At 70.7% G+C, this 18,377-nt stretch carries 15 protein-coding genes; 10 read left to right on the top strand and 5 right to left on the bottom strand.

Annotated elements, in window-relative coordinates:
- Together E4T13_RS12490 and E4T13_RS12485 are read left to right on the top strand one after the other, a co-directional pair.
- Window positions 1-822, top strand: a complete 822-nt coding sequence (locus E4T13_RS12490; protein WP_137178632.1) for a type III pantothenate kinase — start codon at window positions 1-3, stop codon at window positions 820-822.
- Window positions 823-869: 47 nt separating this feature from the next.
- Window positions 870-2,507, top strand: a complete 1,638-nt coding sequence (locus E4T13_RS12485; protein ID WP_137178631.1) for a ribonuclease J — start codon at window positions 870-872, stop codon at window positions 2,505-2,507.
- Between the two features lie 24 nt (window positions 2,508-2,531).
- Here the strand turns inward: E4T13_RS12485 and E4T13_RS12480 are convergent, their stop codons facing one another.
- The gene (locus E4T13_RS12480) at window positions 2,532-2,909 is read right to left on the bottom strand and encodes an STAS/SEC14 domain-containing protein (RefSeq protein ID WP_137178630.1); all 378 of its coding nucleotides are present in this window, start codon (window positions 2,907-2,909) and stop codon (window positions 2,532-2,534) included.
- A gap of 91 nt (window positions 2,910-3,000) precedes the next feature.
- Between E4T13_RS12480 and E4T13_RS12475 the strand changes: the two genes are divergently transcribed.
- The 5 genes from E4T13_RS12475 (at window position 3,001) to E4T13_RS12455 (ending at window position 8,372) form a co-directional block, all read left to right on the top strand.
- Window positions 3,001-3,273, top strand: a complete 273-nt coding sequence (locus E4T13_RS12475; protein ID WP_137178629.1) for a DUF1467 family protein — start codon at window positions 3,001-3,003, stop codon at window positions 3,271-3,273.
- 460 nt (window positions 3,274-3,733) lie between these two features.
- Window positions 3,734-5,041, top strand: coding sequence for a proline--tRNA ligase (gene proS, locus E4T13_RS12470; RefSeq protein WP_137178628.1), 1,308 nt, complete (start codon window positions 3,734-3,736; stop codon window positions 5,039-5,041).
- Between the two features lie 10 nt (window positions 5,042-5,051).
- Entirely contained in the window at window positions 5,052-6,302 is a 1,251-nt protein-coding gene (locus E4T13_RS12465; RefSeq protein WP_137178627.1) for a lipoprotein-releasing ABC transporter permease subunit, read from the top strand.
- A complete protein-coding gene (locus E4T13_RS12460; RefSeq protein WP_137178626.1) occupies window positions 6,295-6,978 on the top strand; it encodes an ABC transporter ATP-binding protein in 684 nt (227 codons plus the stop codon). The genes E4T13_RS12465 and E4T13_RS12460 overlap by 8 nt, the downstream gene beginning before the upstream one ends.
- A 56-nt stretch (window positions 6,979-7,034) precedes the next feature.
- On the top strand, window positions 7,035-8,372 hold the full coding sequence (locus E4T13_RS12455) for an NAD(P)/FAD-dependent oxidoreductase (RefSeq protein ID WP_137178625.1): 1,338 nt from the start codon (window positions 7,035-7,037) through the stop codon (window positions 8,370-8,372).
- Window positions 8,373-8,504: 132 nt separating this feature from the next.
- Here the strand turns inward: E4T13_RS12455 and E4T13_RS12450 are convergent, their stop codons facing one another.
- A complete protein-coding gene (locus E4T13_RS12450) occupies window positions 8,505-8,972 on the bottom strand; it encodes a nucleoside deaminase (protein WP_137178624.1) in 468 nt (155 codons plus the stop codon).
- Between the two features lie 37 nt (window positions 8,973-9,009).
- Between E4T13_RS12450 and dnaE the strand changes: the two genes are divergently transcribed.
- From dnaE to E4T13_RS12435, 3 genes are read left to right on the top strand one after another with little or no spacing between them, the layout of a single operon-like run.
- The gene (gene dnaE / locus E4T13_RS12445) at window positions 9,010-12,456 is read left to right on the top strand and encodes a DNA polymerase III subunit alpha (RefSeq protein WP_137178623.1); all 3,447 of its coding nucleotides are present in this window, start codon (window positions 9,010-9,012) and stop codon (window positions 12,454-12,456) included.
- A 27-nt stretch (window positions 12,457-12,483) separates the two neighbouring features.
- Entirely contained in the window at window positions 12,484-13,251 is a 768-nt protein-coding gene (locus E4T13_RS12440; RefSeq protein WP_137178622.1) for a hypothetical protein, read from the top strand.
- Window positions 13,252-13,309: 58 nt separating this feature from the next.
- Window positions 13,310-14,455: a hypothetical protein gene (locus tag E4T13_RS12435; protein ID WP_137178621.1), complete on the top strand. Its 1,146-nt coding sequence runs from the start codon at window positions 13,310-13,312 to the stop codon at window positions 14,453-14,455.
- 16 nt (window positions 14,456-14,471) lie between these two features.
- Here the strand turns inward: E4T13_RS12435 and E4T13_RS12430 are convergent, their stop codons facing one another.
- From E4T13_RS12430 to E4T13_RS29895, 3 genes are read right to left on the bottom strand one after another with little or no spacing between them, the layout of a single operon-like run.
- Window positions 14,472-15,497 carry a glycosyltransferase family 4 protein gene (locus E4T13_RS12430; protein ID WP_137178620.1) on the bottom strand — a complete coding sequence of 342 codons (1,026 nt, stop codon included), beginning with the start codon at window positions 15,495-15,497 and terminating at the stop codon, window positions 14,472-14,474.
- A gap of 14 nt (window positions 15,498-15,511) precedes the next feature.
- Entirely contained in the window at window positions 15,512-16,795 is a 1,284-nt protein-coding gene (locus E4T13_RS12425; RefSeq protein WP_170984970.1) for a glycosyltransferase, read from the bottom strand.
- Window positions 16,788-18,320 carry a hypothetical protein gene (locus tag E4T13_RS29895; protein ID WP_170984969.1) on the bottom strand — a complete coding sequence of 511 codons (1,533 nt, stop codon included), beginning with the start codon at window positions 18,318-18,320 and terminating at the stop codon, window positions 16,788-16,790. The genes E4T13_RS12425 and E4T13_RS29895 overlap by 8 nt, the downstream gene beginning before the upstream one ends.
- Window positions 18,321-18,377: the final 57 nt, after the last annotated feature.

Raw genomic sequence — 18,377 nt, 5'->3', positions numbered from 1 at the left:
ATGCTGCTGGCGGTGGATGCGGGCAACACCAACGTCGTCTTCGCCGTGCATGACGGCGCCGAGTGGCGCGGCCGCTGGCGCATCCGCACCGATGCCGAGCGCACCTCGGACGAATACGCCGTCTGGCTGATGACGCTGCTCGGCCATTCCGGGCTGAAGCCGGCCGACATCTCCCGCTGCGTGATCGGCACGGTGGTGCCGGCGGCGCTCTACAACCTGCGCCGCCTGGCGCGCGAATGGTTCGCCTGCGAACCGCTGATCGCCCGGGCTTCGCTGGATTGGGGCTTCGAGATCCGGGTGGACGCGCCGCATGAGGTCGGCGCCGACCGCCTGCTCAACGCGCTGGCCACGCATCACCGCTACAAGGGGCCGCTGATCGTCATCGATTTCGGCACCGCCACCACCTTCGACGTGGTGCACCGGGACGGCGCCTATCTCGGCGGCGTCATCGCGCCGGGCATCAACCTGTCCATCGAGGCGCTGCACCGGGCCGCGGCCCGGCTGCCGCGCATCGGCATCGGCCGGCCGCAGGCGGTGGTCGGCCGCAACACCGTCGCCGCCATGCAATCCGGCATCTACTGGGGCTATGTCGGCCTGATCGAAGGCATCGTCGCCCGTATCCGCGGCGAGTACGACGAGGCGGTGGACGGGCACCTGAAGGTCATCGCCACCGGCGGCCTCGCCCCGCTCTTCGCGGAAGGGACGGCGGTGATCGAGACCACCGACCCCGACACCACCCTCGATGGGCTGCGGCTGTTGGCGGAGCGCAACCCCGCCCCCACATTGGTGAGACATTCCCGCCGCGACGACACCCTGGCCTGAAGGGCCGCCGCACCACTCCCTGACCTGATCGAGAAAACGGAAAAACAATGACAGGAGACCTGGCCTTCATCCCGCTCGGCGGGACGGGGGAGATCGGCCTCAACCTCAACATCTACCGCTGCGATGGCCAGCTTCTGGCCGTGGATTGCGGCCTGGGCTTCGGTGGGCCTGAGCATCCGGAAGTGGATGTGATGGTGCCCGATGCCGGCTGGCTGGCTGCGCGCCGCGAGCGCCTGGTCGGCCTGGTGATCACGCACGCCCATGAGGACCATGTGGGCGCGGTGGCGCATCTCTGGCCGGCGCTGCGCTGCCCGATCCATGCCGGCCCCTTCGTCTCGGCCGTGCTGCGGCGCAAGCTGGGGGAGGCGGGGCTGCTGACCCAGGCCGAGATCATCACCCAGCCTCTCGGCGGCCGCTGGACGCTCGGTCCCTTCGACCTGGAGTTCCTGCGCGTCGCCCATTCCGTGCCGGAGGCGCAGGCGCTGGCGATCCGCACGACATACGGAACGGTGCTGCACACGGGCGACTGGAAGCTCGACCCGCAGCCGCTGATCGGCCCGCCGACCGACGAGGCCGCCTTCGCCCGCCTCGGCGAGGAGGGCGTGCTGGCGATGGTCTGCGACAGCACCAATGCACTGGTGGAAGGCCATTCCGGCAGCGAGGCGGAGGTCCGGCGGAACCTGGCCGCGTTGATCAAGGGGCTGAAGGGCCGCGTCGCCGTCACCTGCTTCGCGACCAATGTCGCGCGGGTGGAGAGCATCGCGCTCGCCGCGCGTGCCGCCGGGCGGGAGGTGGCGCTGTTCGGCCGCAGCCTGCGCAATGCGGAGGCCGCGGCGCGGGAATGCGGCTATCTGCGCGACATCCCGCCCTTCCTGACCGAGGAGCAATCCGCCGATGTCTCGGACAGCCGGCTGGTGATGATCTGCACCGGCAGCCAGGGCGAGCCGCGCAGCGCCATGTCCAAGATCGCCGCGGACACCCATCCCCATGTGTCCCTCGGTGAGGGCGACACGGCGATCTTCTCCTCGCGCATGATCCCCGGCAACGAGCGCGCGATCCTGCGCGTGCAGGACGAACTGAGCCGCGCCGGGGTCGAGGTGATGACTGCCGATGACCACATGGTGCATGTCTCCGGCCATCCGGCGCGCGACGAGCTCAAGCGGCTGTACCAGCTCGTGAAGCCGAAATACGCCGTGCCCGTACATGGCGAGTGGCGGCACATGAACGAGCACGCCAACCTCGCCGAGGCGCTGGGCGCCGACGCCTATGTGATCGAGGATGGCGACGTCCTGAAGCTTGCCCCCGGCACGCCCGACATCGTGGAGAGCGTGCCCGTCGGCCGGCTCGCGGTGGATGGCGACCGGCTGCTGCCGCTGGATGGCGATGTGCTCGCCGCGCGGAAGAAGATGCTGTTCAACGGCGTGGTCATCGCCTCCCTCGCGGTGGATGGCGCCGGGCGGGTGCTGGGTCAGCCGCAGGTCTCGGCGCCCGGCCTGTTCGACGGCACGGATGGCGAGACGGCGCAGATTGCCGCCGACCTGGCCCGTGCCGTGGTGGAGCTTCCCGCGCCGATGAAGCGCGAGGACGGTGCTTTGCGGGAAGCGGCGCGGACCGCGGTGCGCCGCGCCGTTGGCCGCCGGCTGCGCAAGCGGCCGAGCGTCGAGGTGCATCTGCTGCGGGTCTGAGGTGTGGCGGCAAAAGGCCGGCGGCTACGCTTCTGGCTCGGGCTCGGTCAGCCAGGCCATCGCCTGCGCCCGCTCGCCGGAGTCGAAGCGGCGCAGCTTGGGCGGCAGCAGCGCGGCGGCGACTCGGGCGAGCATCCCGGCCAGGTCGCTGTCGGTGACCAGGGCCACCCGGTCCACCTTCGCCGCATGGCCGCGCACGAACCGGCCATGCGCCAATAACCCGTCCAGCCCGTCCCAGCGGGGAAAGCTGCGCGTGTCCACCATCAGGCCGCGCAGGCGCCCCGCCTCCTCCAGATAGGGATCGATCAGCGCGCCCAGGCGGTCGAAATCCTCTTCCGTGAGCGGCCCGTCTGGTTCCAGCACCAGCACGCCGCGTTGGCGCATCAATTCCATCTCCAGCATGCCGGGCCCTCCCGCCAGTGAGGGTCAGGCCTGCCATCCCGTGCGGTCAAGCGAGACTTCCGCGGCGGCGAACGCGGAGGCACATAGGCGCATGGACTGGTTCACGGGCATCATCGTCTATCTGCTGATCTGGTGGCTGACGTTGTTCGCCGTGCTGCCGGTGGGCACGCGGCCGGTGGAGGAGGCGGATCCGGAGGCCGGCGGCTGGCGCGGTGCGCCGACCCGGCCGCAACTGCTGCGCAAGGCGATCGCGACCACGCTGATCGCGGGCGTGCTCTGGCTCGGCGCCTACGCGCTGATCGCCTCCGACCTGGTGAGCTTCCGGGAGGGCTGGTTGGCGTATGAGGGGCCGGCAGGGCGGTGAGTCTGGGCGCTCGGCGGGGTGTGCATAAAATTCAGGCGGCCAACCCGCCTCCCCAGCGGGTGCCGCCCTCGAAATGCGCAGTTCGGTTTCGGAAGCCTGTTTTTTGGCTTTCCACGGCGGCCTTTATTGTTGTGCCGCCTTAGCTCCCCAAGCCAATATCCATCCCAGGGAGAGGTTGATCCTCTCTCTGCCGTGTGACTGGCGTTTCCTCCCTAAACTCGGGCCGCCCCCTTTGGGGTGCGGCCCGTTTTTTTCTACCTGCGGAATTATGAATTGCAAAGGGCTTTTTGGGCTGAATCGTGGCGAAATCGGCGTGATATTTTCTTTCGTCCGCCTTGCGCCTAATTTTGTTGCGACGCAACATGACGCACGGACTGCTTGTCGCGAGCGCCCGGCCGGCATTTCCCGCCCCCGCGATCCGGTCTAGTTTCCCGGCCTTCCCGCCGCCCGGAGCCTCGCCTTGCGCCTCTCCCGCGCCTTCCTGCCCACGCTCAAGGAAACGCCAGCCGAGGCGCAGATCGTCTCGCACCGGCTCATGCTGCGCGCCGGCCTGGTGCGCCAGACCTCCGCCGGCATCTACGCCTGGCTACCGCTGGGCTGGCGCACGCTGCAGAAGGTCGAGCAGATCGTGCGCGAGGAGCAGGACCGCGCCGGCGCGCAGGAGATCCTGATGCCGACAATCCAGTCGGCCGATCTCTGGCGCCAGTCCGGCCGCTACGACGCCTATGGCCCGGAGATGCTGCGGCTGAAGGACCGCCACGAGCGGGAGATGCTGTTCGGCCCCACCAACGAGGAGATGGTGACGGAGATCTTCGCCCAGTTCGCGAAGAGCTACCGCGACCTGCCGCGCAACCTGTACCACATCCAATGGAAGTTCCGCGACGAGGTGCGCCCGCGCTTCGGCGTGATGCGCGGCCGCGAGTTCCTGATGAAGGATGCCTATTCCTTCGACCTGACGAAGGAGGGCGCCACGCACTCCTACCGCCAGATGTTCCTGGCCTATCTGCGCACCTTCGCCCGCATGGGGCTGAAGGCCATCCCGATGCGCGCCGACACCGGCCCGATCGGCGGCGACCTCTCCCACGAATTCATCATCCTGGCCGAGACCGGGGAGAGCCAGGTCTTCGTCAGCAAGGCTCTGCTGGAGATGGACCCGCTGGCCGAGACGCCGGACTACGATTCGGACCTTACGCCGCTGGTGAACCGCTGGACCGGCCACTACGCCGCCACCGAAGAGATGCATGACGAGGCCGCCTGGGCCAACCTGCCGGAAGAGAGCCGCGTCTCCGCGCGCGGGATCGAGGTGGGGCACATCTTCTACTTCGGCACCAAGTATTCGCAGCCCATGGGCCTGCGCGTGCAGGGCGCCGACGGCCAGGCGGTCGCGCCGGAGATGGGCAGCTACGGCATCGGCGTCTCCCGCCTCGTCGGCGCGATCATCGAGGCCAACCACGACGAGGCCGGGATCAAGTGGCCGGACGCCGTGGCGCCGTTCAAGGCAGCGGTGATCAACCTCAAGCCGGGCGACCTCTCCTGCGATGCGCTGAGCGAGCGCGTCTATGCCGCGCTCGGCAATGACGGCGTCTATGACGACCGTCCGGACCGGGCCGGCGTGAAGTTTGCCGACGCCGACCTGATGGGCCATCCCTGGCAGGTCATCATCGGCCCGCGCGGTGCCGCGGCCGACAAGGTGGAGCTCAAGCGCCGCATGACCGGCGAGCGCTACGAGCTGAGCGTCGAGGACGCGATCGCGCGGCTGAGCGCCTGACTTTCGCCTGATGTTCAACGCCTTCGAGCGCGCCGTCGCCTTCCGCTATCTGCGGGCACGCAAGGGCGAGCGCTTCGTCTCTGTCATCGCGATCTTCTCCCTGGTCGGCATCGCGCTCGGCGTCGCCACGCTGATCATCGTGATGAGCGTGATGGGCGGCTTCCGGCAGGAGCTGCTGGGGCGGATCCTCGGCCTGAACGGCCATCTCGGCGTCTACGGGATGGAGCGCAACATCACCGACTACGACGCGATGGCCGCGCGCATCCGCACCGTGCCCGGCGTGATCAGCGCGACGCCGATCGTGGAAGGCCAGGTGCTGCTGACGAGCGAGCAGGGCGGCGCCTCCGGCGGGCTCGCGCGCGGGGTGAAGCCGGATGATCTGCGCGCGCGCGGCCTTGTCGCGCAGAACATCATGGTCGGCTCGCTGGAGCAGTTTGAGGGCGACGACGCCATCATCATCGGCACGCGGCTGGCCCAGAAGATGCGCATCACGGTCGGCGACAAGATCACGCTGGTCTCGCCGCAGGGCCGCACGACGGTGTTCGGCACGGTGCCGCGGGTGCGCGCCTATACGGTGGTCGCGCTGTTCCAGGTGGGCATGCACGAATACGACAGCAGCTTCGTCTTCCTGCCGATGCAGGCCGCGCAGGTGTTCTTCCAGACCGGCGACACGGCCACGCAGATCGAGGTCTTCGTGCGTGACCCGACCGAGGTCCGTGCGGTGACGCGGGCGATCCGCACGGCGCTGGACGGCACGCCGGTGCGCATCCTCGACTGGCAGGACGCCAATTCCAGCTTCTTCGCGGCGGTGCAGGTGGAGCGGAACGTGATGTTCCTGATCCTGACGCTGATCATCCTGGTGGCGGCCTTCAACATCATCTCCTCCCTGATCATGCTGGTGAAGGACAAGGGCCGGGACATCGCGATCCTGCGCACCATGGGCGCGACCAGCGGGTCCATCCTGCGGATCTTCCTGCTGTGCGGTGCAAGCGTGGGCGTGGCGGGCACGCTGATCGGCTTCGTGCTCGGCATGCTGTTCGTCTGGAACATCGAGAGCATCCGCCAGGCGATCCAGGCGCTGTCGGGGACCGAGCTGTTCAGCCCGGAGGTCTATTTCCTCTCCCGCCTGCCAGCCGTGGTGGACCCGTGGGAGGTGACGCAGGTGGTGCTGATGGGCCTCGGCCTGTCGCTGCTGGCCACGATCTACCCAAGCTGGCGCGCGGCGAAGACTGACCCGGTCGAGGCGTTGCGCAATGAGTGATTCCGCGCCGTTGGAGCTCCGCGCCGTCGCCCGCGCCTTCCGCACGGAAGCGGGCGAACTGCCCGTGCTGCGCGGCGCGGACCTGACGCTTGCGGCCGGCGAGATCGTGGCGCTCGTCGCCCCGTCCGGCACCGGCAAGTCCACGCTGCTGCATCTGGCAGGCCTGCTGGAGAGACCCGATTCGGGCGAGGTGTTCGTCGGCGGCAAGGCCGCAGGCACCCTCAACGACGATCAGCGCACCGCGATCCGGCGGACCACCATCGGCTTCGTCTACCAGTTCCATCACCTGCTGCCGGAATTCACGGCGCTGGAGAACATCGCCCTGCCGCAGATGGCCGCCGGCGTGGCGCGCGCGGCGGCCTCGGAGCGCGCGACGACGCTGCTGCACGCCTTCGGCCTTCAGGGGCGCGAGCAGCATCGGCCGGGGAAGCTGTCGGGCGGCGAGCAGCAGCGCGTGGCGATCGCGCGCGCCCTGGCGAACAGCCCGCGCGTGCTGCTGGCCGACGAGCCGACCGGGAATCTCGACATCGGCACCGCCGACCGCGTGTTCAGCGAGTTGCTGCAGGCGGTGCGTGGCCAGGGCGTCGCGGCGATGATCGCGACCCACAACCCGGATCTTGCCGCCCGGATGGATCGGGTTGTGACGCTGCGCGAGGGGCGCGTCATCCCGGCCTGAGACTTCTGGCAAGTTCATTGCATCCCGGCCAGGGCGACTCATGTAGGATTGTTGCCATGCCGACCGACCCGCCTCCGCCTGCCACGGACCTGCACCGCATCGTCGTCGTCGGTGGGGGGGCCGGGGGACTCGAACTCGCAACGCGCCTCGGGGACACGCTGGGCCGGCGCGGCAAGGCGCGCGTCACGCTGGTGGACCGCACCCGCAGCCATCTCTGGAAGCCGCTGCTGCACGAGGTTGCGGCCGGCAGCCTGGATGTGGACGACCATGAGCTGGACTACCTGGCGCAGGCGCATTGGCACCACTTCACCTATCGCTATGGCGAGCTGATCGGCCTTGATCGCGCCGCGAAGATCGTGAAGCTCGGCCCGACCTTCGACGAGGACGGGCGGCAGGTCACGCCGGGGCGCGAGGAGCCCTACGACACGCTGGTCATCGCCATCGGCAGCACGACCAACGATTTCGGCACGCCCGGCGTGCGCGACCACGCGATCCCGCTGGAGACCACGGACCAGGCGCGGCGCTTCAACCGGCGCCTGCTGAATGCCTGCATACGCGCCCAGACGCAGCCGGAGCCGATCCGCCCGGGACAGCTGCATGTCGCCATCATCGGCGCCGGCGCGACGGGAACGGAACTCTCCGCGGAACTGCACCGCGCCACGCGCCAGCTTGTCGCCTACGGCCTGGATCGCATCGACCCGGAGCGCGACCTGCGCCTGACGCTGATCGAGGCCGCGCCGCGCATCCTGCCGGCGCTGCCGGAGCGGCTTTCGGAAGCCGCGACGAAGCTGCTGGAGGGGCTCGGCGTGAGCGTGCTGGCCGGCACGCGGGTCAACGCCGTGACGGCCGAGGGCGTGCAACTCGCCGACGGCCGCTTCCTGGAATCCGAACTCGTCGTCTGGTCCGCCGGCGTGAAGGGCCCGCCGGTGCTGGCGCAGCTCGACGGGCTGGAACTGGCGCGCATGCACCAGCTGGCGGTGCTGCCGACGCTGCAGACCACGCGCGACCCGGACATCTTCGCCATCGGCGACTGCGCCGCCTGCCCAGGTCCGGGACCGGGCGGCTTCCTGCCGCCGCGCGCCCAGGCGGCGCACCAGCAGGCGAGCCACGTGCTGCGCCAGGTCCGCCGGAGGCTGAAGGGCGAGGCGCCGGAGCCGTTCAAGTATCGCGATTTCGGCAGCCTGGTCTCGCTCGGCCACTACTCGACCGTCGGCAGCCTGATGGGCGTGCTGGTGGGCAAGAGCCTGATGGTCGAGGGGTATTTCGCGCGGCTGATGTACCGCTCGCTCTACAAGATGCACCAGCGCGCGCTGCATGGCTGGGCGAAGACGGCGCTGGCCTCGGTCGGGCGCATGCTGACACAGCGGACCGAGCCGCGCGTGAAGCTGCATTGATTTTGGCGCCCTCAGGCGCGTCGTGCGAAGGCACGCCTTTGTCGTGACGCGCCGCCTCCGGCGGCTTGGCTCGCCGCACAAGCGGCGGGCCGCATTCGCGGCCTCGGCCAGCTTCGCTGGCCGCCACTGTGTCTACCAGAAGCCGTGATGCGCCACGGCCGCCTCGTCCTCCAGCAGCGGGCCTTCCACGCGGACCGAGCGCTGGCCCGCGGCGAAGACGTCGCGGCAGGGCAGGTCCATCGTCAGGTTCTCGGGATGCGGGCCGATCATCGCCTTGAGGCGCTTCTCCGAAAGGCCGAAGACCACGCGGCCGATGCCTGCCCAGTAGATCGCGCCGGCGCACATCGCGCAGGGCTCGGCGCTGGAATAGAGCGTCGCCGCGGCGCGCTGCTTCGGCGCCAGCTCGATGCAGGCGCGCGTGGCGACCAGCCGCTCGGCATGCGCGGTGCCGTCGCCATGCGGGTGGAAGCCGTTGCCCGCCTCCATCAGCACGCTTCCCTCCGAATCGGCCAGCACGGCGCCGAAGGGGTGCTGGCCGGCGGCGCGGCTCGACTCCGCCAAGGCGATGGCGCGGCGCAGCAGGGCGAGGTCGTCTTGCATCGCGAATCTCCGGCCGGTCCGTGCTAGGAAGGGGGTGATGTCCTCCTTCGTCCATCTGCACGTCCATTCCTCCTATTCGCTGTCCGAAGGCGCGATCAAGGCGGAGAAGCTGCCGGCGCTCGCGAAGGACGACGGCATGCCCGCGGTCGCGCTGACCGACACCGCCAACCTGTTCGGCGCGCTGGAATTCGCGCAGGCCTGCGCCGGCAAGGGCATCCAGCCCATCATGGGCTGCCAGTTCTTTTTGTCTCGTAGTGCCACCGAGGATGCCGGGCGTGCCGCCGATCCGCGCTACAGCCGGCCGGACCCGATCGTGGCGCTGGCCAAGGATGCGCAGGGGCTGGAGAACCTTCAGCGCCTGTCCTCGGCGGGCTTCCTCGGCAGCGATCCCTCCGGCCAGCCCTGCATCACGCTGGACACGCTCGGCGCGCACGCGCAGGGCCTGATCCTGCTGACCGGCGGCACCACCGGCCCGCTCGGCCGCCTGCTGTCGGAAGGCCGGCGCGACGCCGCCGCCACGCTGCTCGCGAAACTGAAGGAACAATTCGGGCCGGACGACCTGGTGGTGGAACTGCAGCGCCACGGCCTGGCGCTGGAGCGCGCGATCGAGCCGGCGCTGCTGCGCCTGGCGGACGAGGCGGGGCTGCCCATCGTCGCCGCGAACGACGTGTATTTCGCCAAGACCGGCATGTACGAAGCGCATGACGCGCTGCTCTGCATCGCGGAAAGCCGCGTGCTGGCGGAGCAGGACCGCCGCCGCGTGACGCCGGAACACTGGTTCAAGCCGGCCGCGGTGATGCGCGATCTCTTCGCCGACCTGCCGGAGGCCTGCGACAACACGATCGCCATCGCGCGGCGCTGCGCGGTCATGGCGGAATCGCGCAAGCCGGAACTGCCGATCTGCCCCAAGGTGCGCCCCGGCATGACGGAGGCCGAAACCGTCGCCGCGATGGCGAAGGAAGGGCTGGAGCGACGCCTGGAAGCCCAGGCCACGCCGGAGGCCGAGCGGCCGACCTATCGCGAGCGCCTCGCCTACGAACTCTCCGTCATCGAGAAGATGGGCTTCTCCGGCTACTTCCTGATCGTCGCGGACTTCATCCAGTGGGCGAAGCAGCACGGCATCCCCGTGGGGCCCGGCCGCGGTTCGGGCGCCGGTTCCGTCGCCGCCTGGGCGCTGCTGATCACCGATCTCGACCCGCTGCGCTTCGGCCTGCTCTTCGAGCGCTTCCTGAACCCCGAGCGCGTCTCGATGCCGGATTTCGACATCGATTTCTGCCAGGACCGGCGCGACGAGGTGATCCAGTACGTGGTGCGCGAATACGGCGCCGACCGCGTCGCGCAGATCATCACCTTCGGCAAGCTGCAGGCGAAGGCGGCGGTGCGCGATGTGGGCCGTGTGCTCGGCATGCCCTATGGCCAGGTGGACCGCATCGCCTCCCTGATCCCGTTCAACCCGGCCAAGCCCGTCACGCTGTCGCAGGCGATCGAGGGCGAGCCGAAGCTGCAGGAAATGCGCGACAACGACGAGCAGGTGGCCCGCCTGCTGGAGATCGCGCAGCAGATCGAGGGCTGCTACCGCAACGCCTCCACCCATGCCGCGGGCGTGGTGATCGGCCGCAAGCCGCTGGTCGAGATCGTGCCGCTCTACAAGGACCCGCGGTCCGACATGCTCATCACCCAGTATTCGATGAAGCATGTCGAGAACGCCTCGCTCGTGAAGTTCGACTTTCTCGGCCTCAAGACACTGACCGTGCTGGAACGCGCGGTGGAGTTGCTGAAGCGGCAGGGCATCACGCTCGATCTCGCCGCGCTGCCGCTGGATGACGCGAAGACCTACGCGATGCTGGCGAAGGGCGACGCCGCCGGCGTGTTCCAGTTCGAAGGCCAGGGCATGCGCGACTGCCTGCGCATGATGCGCCCTGACCGCTTCGAGGACCTGATCGCCGCCGTCTCGCTCTATCGCCCGGGCCCGATGGCCAACATCCCCGCCTATTGCCAGCGCAAGCATGGCGAGCCATGGGCCGCGCCGCATCCTGCGATCATGCACATCGTGCAGGAGACCTACGGCATCCTGGTCTACCAGGAGCAGGTGATGCAGATCGCGCAGGAGCTGGCGGGCTACAGCCTGGGCGGCGCCGACCTGCTGCGCCGCGCGATGGGCAAGAAGAACCGCGCAGAGATGGAGGCGCAGCGCCGCATCTTCGTGGACGGCGCGGTGAAGAACGGCGTCCCCGACGCGAAGGCCGGCGAGATCTTCGACCTGATGGAGAAGTTCGCCGAATACGGATTCAACAAGTCGCATGCCGCGGCCTATGCGCTGGTCGCCTATCACACGGCCTGGCTCAAGGCGAACCACCCGGTCGCCTTCCTCGCCGCGTCGATGTCGCTCGACCTCGGCAACACCGACAAGCTCGCGGGCCACATGCAGGAGGCGGCGCGGCTCGGCATCGCCGTGCTGCCGCCGGACATCAACCGTTCGGGCGCGGAATTCGTGCTGGAACCGCAGGAGGACGGCAAGGTCGCCATCCGCTTCGCGCTCGGCGCCATCAAGCGTGTCGGCCTCGGCGCGATGAAGGAGCTGGTGGCGGCGCGCGACGCCCGCGGCGGCTTCGCCTCGCTGTCCGATTTCGCCGGCTGCGTGGATGCGCGGCTGCTGAACAAGATGCAGCTGGAGAATTTGGCGCGCGCCGGGGCCTTCGACACGCTGGAGAAGAACCGCGCGCGGGTTGTGCAGGGCTCGGAGCTGATCCTGCGCGCGGCACAGGAAGCGGCCGAGCGTCGCGCCAATCCCACGCGCGACATGTTCGGCGCGGAAAGCGCGCCGCCGCCGCTGCGCCTGCCGGAAGCACAGGACTGGCCTCTGCTGGAACGCCTGGCCTTCGAGGCGGAGGCGGTGGGCTTCCACCTTTCGGCGCATCCGCTGGACACCTACAAGCGGGCGCTGGCCAAGCTCGGCGTCGTCTCCTCGGTGCAGATCGCGGAGCGCGCGCGCGGCGGGGCGGGGCGCATCAGGCTGGCCGGCACGGTGGTCAGCAGCCGTTCGATGAAGACCAAGACCGGCAGCCGCATGGCCTTCGTGCGCATGTCGGACGCGCAGGGCGCCTATGAGGTGACCTTCTTCAGCGAGGTGCTGGCGCGCGCCGGGGACCTGCTGTCGGAAGGCCAGGCGCTGGTCGTCACCGCCGATGCACGGGTGGATGGCGAGACCCTGCGCCTGACCGCGCAGGACGTCGAGAACCTGGAGAAGGCGGCGGCCGGCATCGCCGGCGGGCTCAAGCTCTGGCTGGAACAGACCGCCGCCGTGCCGCATATCCGGTCGCTGCTGGAGCGCGAGGGCAGGGGGCGCGGCCGCGTCGTGCTGGTGCCCGTCACCGGCCCGGGGCAGGAGGTCGAGATCGCGCTCCCCGGCGGCTTCAACGTCTCGCCCCGGTTGATGCAGGCGATGAAGGTGCTGCCCGGCGTGGCCGAGGTCCAGGAACTGTAGTGGCAGGGAAAGGAGTGGGCTAAATGCGTGTCGGCCTGGAACGGAGCGACGACCCTGACCGCGCATCTGCCTGACCTCTCGCCCGATCGCGCCGCCGCGCTGGTGGATGCCGCGCTGGAGCGGCGCAACCTGCTGCGCCTGCGGGAGGACGCCGCGCCGCTGGTGGAGGCGCTGCCGCCGGAAGTGCAGCCCTTCGCGGAACTCGTGCTGTCCGAACTCGCCCGCAACGCCGCGCGGCTGGATGCGCTGGAAGCGGCGCAGGAGGAAGCGCGGCTGACGCGCGAGGACCGGTTGCGGCTCGATCCGCTGCGCTTCATCCCCGCCGCGCGTCTGGCTGCCGCGCTCGGCCCTGCCGCCGCGGCGGAAGCCGGCCCGGTCGCCGTCACGCCGGGCGAGCCGGATTTCGTCGGCTATGGCTGGTGGGATCCGGAGCAGACCGAGGGCGGCTGGCTGATCTGGTCCGGTGCCGCCCGCTGCAGCACCGTGCTGCTGCCCGCGCTCGGCGGCGGCGAGCTGGTGCTGACCCTCTGCCTGCGCTCGCCCTTCGGGCTGCCGCTCGACATCAGCGCGCAGGACATGTTCCTCGACGGCGTTCCGCTGGACTTCGCCCCCATTTCCAACGATGGCACGGTGGGCATCTTCGAGGCGCGGCCGGTGCTGGCGGACCTGCCGGCCGGCACGCGCCTGACGCTGATGCTGCACGGCCCGCTGCACGAGGACCCCTCCCGCGGCCCGCGGCGCGACACGCGGCGCATCGGGATCGGCCTGGTCTGGGCGCGGCTCGAACGGGCGTGAGGTTTTTCGTGCCCTCCTGCGCCGGGCGGCGTCGTCGGCGCCCTGGCTGCGTCACGCCGTGACGCTGCGCCTCCTCGTCACCGGGGACGTGCTGCGTCCGCTGGATGAGGGCTTCCGGCCCTCGCAGATCGGCAACATCCTCTGGCTGCACCGCCTGCTGCGTCGTCCGCTCGCCGCCGCGACGGGGCTGGAGGTGGAGGCGCTGGCCTGGGGACCGCCGCCGGGCTCCACCGCAACGCCCTTCGACACGCCGGGCTTCTACGCCGCCGCCGGCGTCACGCCCGACATCGACGGCTGGGTCGCGCTGTTCGACGCCGAGAGCATCCCGCGCGAGGCGGCCTCCCGCATGGCGGCGAGCTTCGACGGCGTGGGCGCGGTGATCGGCTTCGAGCTGGCGGAGATGCAGAAGCGGCTGCTGACGCGGCTCGGCATCCCCTGGGTGGACCTCAACATCCATCCCTATCGCTTCGGCCCCGACCTGCTCTTCGCCGTGCAGACCAACCACGGCGACATCGTGCAGGCCCTGGCCGCGCATCACGCCGAGGACCACGTCTTCGAGCCCTGGGCGGATCTGGTCGCAGCGACCGCCGTGAAGATCCCGGTCAGCGCCCCGGTGACCGAGGAGGTCCTGGTCGTCGGCCAGACGCGGGTGGACCGCTCGCTGCTGTCCGGCGGCAGGCTGATCGACCTGCGGGACATGGCGCCAGCGTTCCATCGCGCCATCGGGCCGGAGGCGCCGATCCTCTACAAGCCGCACCCCTACAATCCCGAGGGCTTCGGCCTGCACGATGTCGGCCTGCCGCTGCGCCGCATCCGGGAGGTGTCGGACAACGCCTATGTGCTGATGGGGCAGGACGCGATCCGCCGCGTCGTCGGCATCTCCTCCTCCCTGGTGGCGGAGGCGCGGTTCTTCGGGAAGGAGGGCGTCTTCCTGGGCAACTCGCCCTTCCGCATCCCGTCGACGCGCGATGCGCTGGCGCCGGGGATGCATGCGAGCGTGGTGGATGCCTGGATGTCCGCCGATTTCTGGCGCGACCTGCTCGCGCCGGTGCTGAAGGTGACGGCGCATGACGGGCGCCGGCCGGTGCTTGGGCCGAATGCGCTGCGCACCTCGCTGCGGCAGTTCTGGGGCTGGGACGAGATCATCTTCCAGCTTCCCTTCGACCTGGCGCGCCAGCGGTCGGACGAGCGGCGCCGGGCGTAGAGCCGCGCGCTTACCGCTACCGCGACAGCAACGCCATCGCCTGCTCCGCCGCCGCGGCGATCGCGGCGGGTCCGTGGTTGCGCTCGACATGTCGGCGCGCGGCGCGGCCCATCTGGATGCGCAGCGCGTCGTCCGTCAGCAGCAGCTCCACCGCATGCGGCAGCCCCGCCTCCGAGACCAGCAGGCCCGCGGTCGCGGGGATGCCGCCGGCAATCGTCTCGCGCAACGCCACCACCGGCACGCCGCAGGCCATTGCCTCCACCGTGGCGCGCGGCAGGCCGTCGCCGACGGAGCTGTGCACCATGATGCGCGACCGCCGCAGCACGCCGAACACCTCCGCATGCGGCAGGCGCTTGAAGAAGGTGACGTTCTCCGCATGGCCGGCCTTGCGCACCGTGCGCTGTGCCTCCGCCAGCAGCGGGCCACCGCCGACGAAGGCCAGCCGGTGCCGCGCCGCGAAGGGCAGCAGCGCGCCCTGGTTCTTCCGCTTCTCGGCGAAGGTGCCGACATTGACGATGTCGAACTCCGCGCGCCGCGGTGGCGCGCCCTCGCCGGCGAGCGACAGGTCGATGTGCTTGGGCATCACCATCGTCCGCCCTTCCAGCATGGCCGGGCGGAAATGCTTGGCGAGCTGTTCGCGATACTCGCCGAAGATCGCCGCCGCGCCATCGACCAGCGGGTCGGTGATGGCGCCGCCGACGATCAGCCCGTAGCGCGCGCCGGCCGGCCGCGCGGCCTGGACATAGGCGTTGATGTGGTAGCTGAGGCCCTTGTACAGCACGACCTCCGGCGCGAAGGCGACCACCTCGTCGCGCAGCGCGGGGGAGAGCTGGTAGTGCGGCGCCTTCTCCGGCGCGTCGGACGGGCAGAAGCGCACCGGCACGCCGAGGATCTCCTCCTCCGCGCTCTCCCTGCCCTCATGCATGCGCCACACGCGCGCATCCACGCCGCGGGCCCGCAGCGCCGCGCAGAAATGCAGTTCGCGGACCGCGCCGCCCATGGCGCGGCTGGCATGACTCATGACGACGACGAGGCGCTGCATCGGAAGCCTCGTCGCTACTCGGCTGCCGCCGCGCGCGGCGCGGCGGCGCGGCCGGGCGTGGCATAGGCACGATCCAGCGCCGCCAGGAACTCGTCGCGCCCGATCACGTCGCGCAGGCTCGCGCCATATTGCGCGCGCAGCGCGGGATCGGCCGCTTCCACCATCGCGCGCGCCAGGTCCACCGGCGAGCCGCGGTCGAAATGCAGCGCGTCCACGCCGGCCTCGGCCTTCTCCGCCATGCCGCCGATGCCGGACACGATCAGCGGCGTGCCGGCGCGCCGCGCTTCCTGGATCACCACCGGCGAATTCTCCCACCAGACGGAAGGCACCACCACCCACCCCACGCCGCGCATCAGCGCGACCGCGTCCAGCGCGTCATAGCGCCCGGCGAAGGAGAGGCTGGCACCGGCCTGCTCGAACTGCGGCTCCAGCACCGGGAACAGGCGCAGCACGTCCTCGCGGTCGGCGCCGAAGACCGTCAGCGTGATCGCGGGGTTCTCGCGCAGCGCCAGCGGCAGCGCGCGCAGCAGCACGTCCAGCCCCTTGTAGGGCGTGGGCTGGCCGAAGAAGCCGAAGCGCGGCGCCAGGCGGTGCGGATCGCCCGCCCGGCGGGGCTCCGCCATCAGTTCGTCGCCCAGGAAATTCTCGATGACGCTGCCCGGCCGACCCGCCAGCCCCCATGCCTCGTAGCGGCCGCGCAGGAAGGCGCTGGGATAGACCACGTGGTCCAGGCGCCGCAGCACGGAGAGCAGCGTCGCCTTGCGGAAGGCGAAGCGTTCCAGCGTCTGGTCGGGGAAGCAGGCGAGGCACGACAGCGGGCTTTCCCGCCGGCACAGCTCGCGCGAGCGCGTCTTCACCATCTGGCCGTGATGCAGGCAGATCGCCAGCATCTCATGCAGCGTCATGACGAAGCGCGCATCCGGCCGCGCCGCCATCAGGTCGTGGATCAGGTCCAGCCCGACGCGCCAGTAGTGGTGCAGGTGATAGACATCCGTGCCGAGCCCCGCGAGGAACTCCACCAGCATCCGCCGCTGCCAGGGATCGTCCCAGCCCAGCCGGTCCTCCGCCATGCCGGCGAAGGAGAAGACGAAGTCGTCCTCGCCATGCGCGATCACCGTCTCGATCGGCCGCTGCGCCGCATAGGTCGTGCCGGTCTCGCAGGCGCCGACGAACACCGCCCGGCGCCCGGCCGCGCGCAGCGCCAGGAACTGGCGATGCGCCGCCATCTCGCCGCCGCCCTTGGAGAAGTCGGGATGCGAATGGGCCAGGATGCAGACGCTGGGCGCGGTCTCAGCCATGCGCTGCCGCCCCTGCTGCGCCGTCCGACCAGAGCCGTTCCAGATGCGCCAGCACCGGCGCCGCGGCGTGCCGGTTGCTCCAGCTGCGCGGCACAGGGGCGAAGCGGCGCTGCGCCGACCCGCCGTGCCGCGCGCGCAGCAGCCGCCGCAGGCTGTCGGCCAGCGCCGGCGCGCAGCCGGCCACCGCATGCAGCGCCAGCAGCCGCGCCAGCTCCGCGCCGGTGAGGACATCGGCGAAGGCGGCGTCGGGCGTGCCGGCGATCACCGCCTCGGCGAAGCCCGTCGCGTCCAGCGCCAGCACCCCGGTCGTGAAGCTGGCCGCACGCAGCGCGTCGGCGGCCGCCTCGCCCACCAGCACCTCCGGCCCGCTGCCCGGCGCGAAGGCCTGCGCCACCTCGTCCGCCGCGGTGCCGATCACCAGCAGCCGGTCGCAATGGCGCGCGAAGAGCTCGGCGGTCACATGGAACAGCCGCGCCGCAGCGGGATCGTCGGCGCCGAGCAGCAGGGCGGTGCGCGGCGCCGGCGCCGACGCCGCCGGGGCGGCGCCGAGCGTCGTCAGCATCGGCGTGAAGGCCGCCTCCCGCCGCGCGATCACCGCCCGCAGCAGGTCGAGGCCGGCCGAGCCCGCCGCCTCCACCGGGACAGCCAGGGAATCCGCGGTGCCGCGGCAGGCGGCGTCGAGCAGGTCCGGCACGGTGGCCGGGGCCGGCCGGCAGCGCAGCCACACATCCTCGCCGGGCTCCGGCTCGGCATGGACGATGATCTCCAGCGCCTGCACCCTGTCGGCCAGGGGCCCGCCGAGCCGGCCATAGCCCGCCAGCGCCGCGGGCAGCCTGCTGCCCAGCCACTCCGCAAAGGGCAGCAGCCGTGGCTCCGCCGGGCTGCGGGGCGTGGCCCGGACCCAGCCGATGGCGACCGCGTCCATGCGGGCCTCGGCCGGCAGCGCCATGGCTGCGCGCAGCATCACCAGAACCTCGCCCGAACTCGCCTGCAGCGCCTCGGCCTCCGCGATGCGACCGTGATGGGCGGCGCGGCCGCGCAGAACGGGCATCGCGCCGAGCCAATCGGCGAAGGCGCCCAATGGGCGGCCCTGATGCGTCATCAGCGGCGCGAGTTCCGGCACCGAGGCGGCCTGGCGCAGCAGCGCCAGGTTGAGCCGCCAGTTCCGCGCCGCAATGCCCTTAGGCAGGCTCCGCTCCACGCGCTTGTCCCGCATGTCCGCGCGCAGCTGCACCGTGCCGGCCGTCAGCGTCATGGTCAGCGCCTCGGGCGCCGAGGGCAGCTCGAAGACCAGCACGAAGCCCTTCACCACGGCCTGGCGCGGATCGGCGTTGCCGACATCGGGGCGGTCGTGGAAATCGGCGTGCAGGATCGGGCAGGGCAGGTCGCCGGCCGCCGCAATGTCCAGCCCGCCCTCCACGCCACGCGGCAGCATGGTCCAGCCGAAGGCGATGCCGCGCCGCGCCGAGAGATAGGCGACGCAATCCAGGCCGAGCTGCCGCGTCTCATCCAGGAAGACGAACACCGGCTTCTCTGTTCCTCCGCAGGATGGCGCCGACTGATGGCGCTTTGCCGATCCGTG

Origin of the sequence: Roseomonas sp. AR75, assembly GCF_005222815.1 — a bacterium.
Lineage (GTDB): Bacteria > Pseudomonadota > Alphaproteobacteria > Acetobacterales > Acetobacteraceae > Falsiroseomonas.
The sequence above is the reverse complement of the archived record's forward strand: the minus strand, read 5'-3'. Positions and strand labels throughout refer to the sequence as shown.

Bases quoted from the DNA above. Each gene is read 5' to 3' on its own strand.
- E4T13_RS12450 (WP_137178624.1), bottom strand. From the start codon at position 8,972: ATGCAAGACGACCTCGCCCTGCTGCGCCGCGCCATCGCCTTGGCGGAG.
- E4T13_RS12425 (WP_170984970.1), bottom strand. From the start codon at position 16,795: ATGGCTGAGACCGCGCCCAGCGTCTGCATCCTGGCCCATTCGCATCCC.
- dnaE (WP_137178623.1), top strand. From the start codon at position 9,010: ATGTCCTCCTTCGTCCATCTGCACGTCCATTCCTCCTATTCGCTGTCC.
- E4T13_RS12455 (WP_137178625.1), top strand. From the start codon at position 7,035: ATGCCGACCGACCCGCCTCCGCCTGCCACGGACCTGCACCGCATCGTC.
- E4T13_RS12465 (WP_137178627.1), top strand. From the start codon at position 5,052: ATGTTCAACGCCTTCGAGCGCGCCGTCGCCTTCCGCTATCTGCGGGCA.
- E4T13_RS12460 (WP_137178626.1), top strand. From the start codon at position 6,295: ATGAGTGATTCCGCGCCGTTGGAGCTCCGCGCCGTCGCCCGCGCCTTC.
- E4T13_RS12480 (WP_137178630.1), bottom strand. From the start codon at position 2,909: ATGCTGGAGATGGAATTGATGCGCCAACGCGGCGTGCTGGTGCTGGAA.
- E4T13_RS12485 (WP_137178631.1), top strand. From the start codon at position 870: ATGACAGGAGACCTGGCCTTCATCCCGCTCGGCGGGACGGGGGAGATC.
- E4T13_RS12490 (WP_137178632.1), top strand. From the start codon at position 1: ATGCTGCTGGCGGTGGATGCGGGCAACACCAACGTCGTCTTCGCCGTG.
- E4T13_RS12475 (WP_137178629.1), top strand. From the start codon at position 3,001: ATGGACTGGTTCACGGGCATCATCGTCTATCTGCTGATCTGGTGGCTG.
- E4T13_RS12430 (WP_137178620.1), bottom strand. From the start codon at position 15,497: ATGCAGCGCCTCGTCGTCGTCATGAGTCATGCCAGCCGCGCCATGGGC.